General features: G+C 76.2%; 3 protein-coding genes. All 3 read left to right on the top strand.

The annotated features are described in order from the left end of the window. The first annotated feature begins 141 nt into the window (after nucleotides 1-141). Complete coding sequence (locus ABEB16_RS02290; protein WP_345710657.1) at nucleotides 142-1,077, top strand: 2-hydroxyacid dehydrogenase; 936 nt, start codon at nucleotides 142-144, stop codon at nucleotides 1,075-1,077. A 133-nt stretch (nucleotides 1,078-1,210) separates the two neighbouring features. Beyond that, a complete protein-coding gene (locus tag ABEB16_RS02285; RefSeq protein ID WP_345710656.1) occupies nucleotides 1,211-3,466 on the top strand; it encodes a PhoX family protein in 2,256 nt (751 codons plus the stop codon). Between the two features lie 85 nt (nucleotides 3,467-3,551). Beyond that, the coding region (locus tag ABEB16_RS02280; protein ID WP_345710655.1) for a putative bifunctional diguanylate cyclase/phosphodiesterase at nucleotides 3,552-5,636 on the top strand (2,085 nt) is incomplete at its 3' end.

The following is a 5,636-nucleotide window of genomic DNA, read 5'->3' as shown; positions in this document are numbered from 1 at the left end:
GGGCCCGCCGCGCGCGGCCGTGCGGGCCCGGTGCGGGGACGCCGGGCGCGGGTCGGTGCGCGGACCGCATGTCCCCATCCTGCGACCGCCGCGGGCTCCGCGCACGGCGCGGGATCCGGCGCGGCCCGCTACGGTGCCGCCGTGGCCGCCCCCCTCGTCGTCAGCCTGCCCGACGCGTCCTGGGTGCAGGACCTGGACCCGCTGCCGGCCGGTGTGCACGCGCTCGTGTGGGACCTGCGCTCCCCGGTCCCGCAGCCGGCGCCGGAGGTCGTCGTGCCGCCGTACATGAGCCCGCCGGAGCTGCTGGACGCCCTGCGCGGGGTGCCGGGCGTGCGGCTGGTGCAGTCGCTGAGCAACGGTTACGACGGGGTGCCGGAGCGGCTCGCGCCCGCCGTGACGCTGTGCAACGCGGCGGGCGTCCACGACACCTCCACCGCGGAGCTGGCCGTGGCCCTGGCGCTGGCCGCCCGCCGCGGCCTCGACGAGGACGTGCGGGCGCAGGCCGAGGGCGCGTGGCGGCCCGGGACGCGACGGGCGCTGGCCGACGGCCGCGCCCTCGTCCTCGGCTGGGGCGGGGTGGGGCGGGCCACCGCCGCCCGGCTGGCCGCCTTCGAGGTGGACGTCACCGCCGTCGGCACCCGCGCGCGGGTGGAGGACGGCGTGCGGGTGCACGCGGTGGAGGAGGTGCACGGGCTGCTGGCCCACCACGACCTCGTCGTGCTGGCCTGCCCGCTGACCGAGCGCACCCGCGGTCTCGTCGACGCCGCGTTCCTGGCCGCGATGCCCGACGGCGCGCTGCTCGTCAACGTCGCCCGCGGCCCGGTCGTGGACACCACCGCGCTGCTCGCCGAGCTGCGCAGCGGCCGGCTGCGGGCGGCCCTCGACGTCACCGACCCCGAGCCGCTGCCCGCCGGCCACCCGCTGTGGACGGCGCCCGGGGTGCTCGTCAGCCCGCACGTGGGCGGCAACTCCTCGGCGTTCCGCCCCCGGGCGCTGCGGCTGCTGCGCGAGCAGTTCGGGCGCCTGGCCGCGGGCGAGGCGCCGCGCAACGTCGTGCGGGCCGGCCGCGCGGGCTGAGGGGTTCCCCCGCGGCCGGCCGCCACCCCAGACGTACGCCTCGCGTTCCCCCGCCGGTCACGTGCTCTGCACGTCGCGCGTCACCTCCGCACCTAGCGTCGGCGCCGACCCCCGGCTCTGGACGGAGATGACCATGACCGAGACGAACCGCACACCGCGCCGGTCGCTGCCCCTGCTGAACGCCGTCCGGCACGGCAGCCGCAGCCACACCACGTGCTTCTACAAGTGCGGCAACGCCTGCGACGCCGCCGTGCCCAACCGGACGGACAACCCCACCTTCGCCGACGTCGTCCGCGCGGCGGTCAGCCGCCGCAGCGTCCTGAAGGTCGGCGGCGTCAGCGCCCTCGTCGTCTCGGCCGCCTCCTCGGCCGCGGCCGCCGACGGCGAGCGCGCCACCAAGGCCGCCCTGGACGCCGCGGGGGCCGACACCCCGTGGGCGGCGCTGCCCGGCTCCGACCTGACGTTCTGGCCGGTGGAGCAGAACCTGGACGACGAGCTCGTCACGGCCCACGGCTACCAGTACTCCGTGGTCATGCGCTGGGGCGACCCGGTCGAGGAGGGGGCGCCCGTCTTCGACGTCGACCGCCAGACGCCCGAGGCGCAGGCCAAGCAGTTCGGCTACAACTGCGACTACATCGGCCTGCTGCCGCTGGGGGAGGGCGAGCTGCGCGCGCTGCTCGTCGTCAACCACGAGTACACCAACGAGCAGCTCATGTTCTCCGGCGTGGCGAGCGAGGACGCGCCCACGACCCCGGAGCAGAAGCGGATCGCGATGATGGCGCACGGCATCTCCGTCGTGGAGGTCGAGCGCGAGCCCGGTTCGGGCCGCTGGCGGCAGGGCACCCCCAGCGGGTACAACCGCCGGATCACCGCGGACACCCCGATGGAGCTCACCGGCCCGGTGGCCGGGTCGGAGTACGTGCGGACCTCCGCCGACCCCGAGGGCCGCACCGTCCTGGGCACCCTGAACAACTGCGCCGGCGGCATGACCCCGTGGGGGACGACCCTGCACGGCGAGGAGAACTTCAACCAGTACTTCGGCACCAGCGCGCCGATCGTGGAGCACCGCGCCGAGCCGCGGCTCGCGCGCTACGGCGTCTCCGCCGAGGACCGCGCGGTCCGGCACTGGGAGGACGTCGACCCGCGCTTCGACCTCGCCAAGGAGCCCAACGAGGTCAACCGCTTCGGGTACGTCGTCGAGCTCGACCCGTACGACCCCACCGCCAAGCCGAAGAAGCGCACCGCGATGGGCCGCTTCAAGCACGAGGGCGCCAACATCCAGATCGCCGAGGACGGGCGCGTGGTGGCCTACTCCGGCGACGACGAGCGCTTCGACTACATCTACAAGTTCGTCTCGCACAAGCGCTACGCCCCCGGCGACGACCCGGCCTCCCGCGCGCACAACCTGACCCTGCTGGAGGACGGCGACCTCTACGTGGCGCGGTTCACCGGCGACTCCCCGGCCGAGCAGATCGACGGCAGCGGCGAGGTGCCCGTCGACGGCGGTTTCGACGGCACGGGCCAGTGGATCCCGCTCGTCCTCGACGGCCGGTCGATGATCCCCGGCAAGTCGGTGGCCTGGGTCCTCACCTTCACCCGCCTGGCGGCGGACCGCCTCGGCAAGCGCCTCGACGAGCGGGGGAACTTCTACGACCCCGCCGCCCCCGTGGTGGTGGCGCCGGAGATGGTGCCCACCCGCATGGACCGCCCCGAGGACATCCAGGTCAACCCGGTGAACGGGCGCGTCTACGCCGCCCTGACGAACAACTCCAACCGGACCGAGGGCCCCGACGAGGCGAACCCCCGCACCCGCTCCTGGGGTTTCGACCTGGAGGAGGGCACCTACGAGGAGCGCGCCGGCAACCGCAACGGCCACGTCGTGGAGTGGCAGGAGACGAACGGCGCGGCGGGCACCGACTTCTACTGGCGGATCTTCCTGCTCGCCGGCGACCCGGAGGACCCCGGCACCTACTTCGCCGGCTACGACAAGTCCCAGGTCAGCGCGCTCTCCTGCCCGGACAACCTCGAGTTCGACCCCGCGGGCAACCTGTGGATCTCCACCGACGGCAACGTGCTGTCCACCCGCAACCGGCTGGCGGGCACGTTCGCCGGGACGAACGACGGGCTGTTCGCGGTGCCGACCGCCGGCCCGGAGCGCGGGCACGTCAAGGCGTTCCTCACCGTGCCGCTCGGCGCGGAGTGCAGCGGGCCCCTCATCAGCCGCGACGCCCGCTCGGTGTTCGTCTCGGTGCAGCACCCCGGTGAGACGACCGGCTCCACGCGCGACACCCCGTCGAGCACGTGGCCGGACCGGGCCCCGTTCCGGCCCTTCCCGCGGCCCAGCGTCGCGGTCGTCTACCGCACCGACGGCGGTCGCGTCGGCAGCTGACCCCGTCCCGTCGTCCCCGGGGGCGGCGGCCGGTGCGCGGTCCGCGCGCTGGCCGCCGCCCCTGGGCGCCGGTACGGTCACCGGCGTGGGGGACGATCTTCGGGGGGCCGTCGTCGCCGCGGTGGTCGAGGCCGTGTGGGCCGACGGCGAGCCGTGGGTGGCGTGCCGCGCCGTGCGCGACGGCGCCGGCGACGTCGTCGACCTGGAGTACGTGCTGGCCAACGACGCCGCGCAGGCGCTGGTGGGGATGGGCCCGCTCGTCGGGCGGCGGATGCTGGAGCTGCTCCCCCAGGTGCGCGAGGGGGTGTTCGCCCACCTGCGCCGGGCCGTGGAGGACGGCGGTGCCCGGACGGTGCGCCTGCCGACCCTCGCCGCCACCGACCCCTCCGCGTGGACGGGGACGTGGACCTGGATGGAGCTGCGCGCCGCCGGCGACGTGCTCGTCGTGCACTGGCGCGACGCCACGGCCGAGCACGAGCTGGCCGAGGCCAGCCGTCGCAGCGAACGCCGGCTGGCCGCGCTCGTCGAGCACGCCAGCGACGTCGTCTCCGTCGTGGGCGCCGACCGCACCGTCACCTACGTCACGCCCGCCGTCGAGCGGGTGCTGGGCCGCTCCGTGCTCGGGGAGGACCTCCTCGCCTCCGCCCGCCCCGACGCCGTCGCGGCCGCGGCGGCCGCCCTCGACGCGCTGACCGCGGGGCCGCCCGGTGCCGCCGTCGAGCTGGAGCTGCCGCTGCGCCACGCCGACGGCCGCTGGGTGGACGTCGCCGTCCGGGCCACCAACCACCTCGCCGACCCCGCCGTCGCCGGGATCGTCGTCAACTGGCGCGACGTCACCGAGGAGCGCGCCCTCGCCGAGCGGCTGCGCCAGGAGGCGCTGCACGACCCCCTCACCGGCCTGCCGAACCGGCGCCTCTTCGACGAGGAGCTGGAGCGGGCGCTGGCCTGCACCGAGCGCGACGGCACCGGCCTGGGCGTCGTGTTCTGCGACCTGGACCACTTCAAGGCCGTCAACGACGGCCTCGGCCACCCAGTCGGTGACGAGCTGCTGCGGGCCGTGGCCGCCCGGCTGCGCGGCAGCGTGCGCCCCTCCGACGTCGTCGCGCGCATCGGCGGCGACGAGTTCGTCGTGCTCGCCGTCGGCCTGACCCCGCAGGCGGGCTCGGAGGAGCTGTCGGCCCTGGCCGGCCGGATCCGCGCCGCGGTGCGCGGGGAGTACCGCCTCGGCCCGCGCGAGGTGGTGCTCACCGCCACCCTCGGCGCCGCCGCCGGGACCTGGCCGCGGGCCGCGGCGGACGTCCTCGCCGACGCCGACGCCGCGCTGTACGAGGCCAAGCGCAGCGGCCGCGACCGCGTGGAGGTGTTCGACGACGGCATGCACCGGCGCGCCGCCGAGCGCCTCGACCTCGGGGCCGCGCTGCGCCGCGCCCTCGGCGGTGGCGAGCTGCAGGTGCACTACCAGCCGCAGGTCGACGTCGTCACCGGCCGCACGAGCGGCGCGGAGGCGCTGCTGCGCTGGGTGCACCCCGAGCGGGGGGTGCTGCCGGCCGGGCAGTTCCTGCCGATGGCGGAGGAGAGCGGCCTCATGGTCGACGTGGGGGCCTGGGTGCTCACCGCGGCGATGACGGGCGCCGCCGGCTGGCGGGGCGAGCAGGGCCCCCCGCCGCGGGTCACGATCAACCTGTCCCGCCGGCAGCTGGCCCACCCCGGGCTGCTCGACGACATCGAGGCGGCGCTGGAGGTCAGCGGCATCGAACCGCCCCGGGTGGAGTTCGAGGTCACCGAGCAGGTGGTCCTCGGTGACGTCCGCACCAGCGAGCGCGTGCTGCCGGCGGTGCGGGCCCGCGGTTTCGGCATCGCGCTGGACGACTTCGGCACCGGCTACTCGTCGCTGACGTGGTTGCAGCGGCTGCCGGTGGACACCGTGAAGCTGGACCGCAGCGTCATCGAACCCCTCGCCGCCGAGGCGGGCAGCGCCGCCGCCACCGACGGCCGGCGCACGGTGGGGGCGGTGACGACCTTCGCCCACGCCCTGGGCCGCACCGTGACCGCCGAGGGGGTGGAGACGGCGCAGCAGCACCGGGCGCTGCGCGACCTCGGCTGCGACAGCGCCCAGGGCTTCCTCTACGGGCGGCCGGCCGCCGTCCTCACCGCCGCGGGCGTGCCCGCC

It is taken from the genome of Kineococcus glutinatus, assembly GCF_039542765.1.
GTDB lineage: Bacteria > Actinomycetota > Actinomycetes > Actinomycetales > Kineococcaceae > Kineococcus_A > Kineococcus_A glutinatus.
Note: the sequence above shows the minus strand (reverse complement) of the source record. Positions and strands in the feature narration are given on the sequence as shown.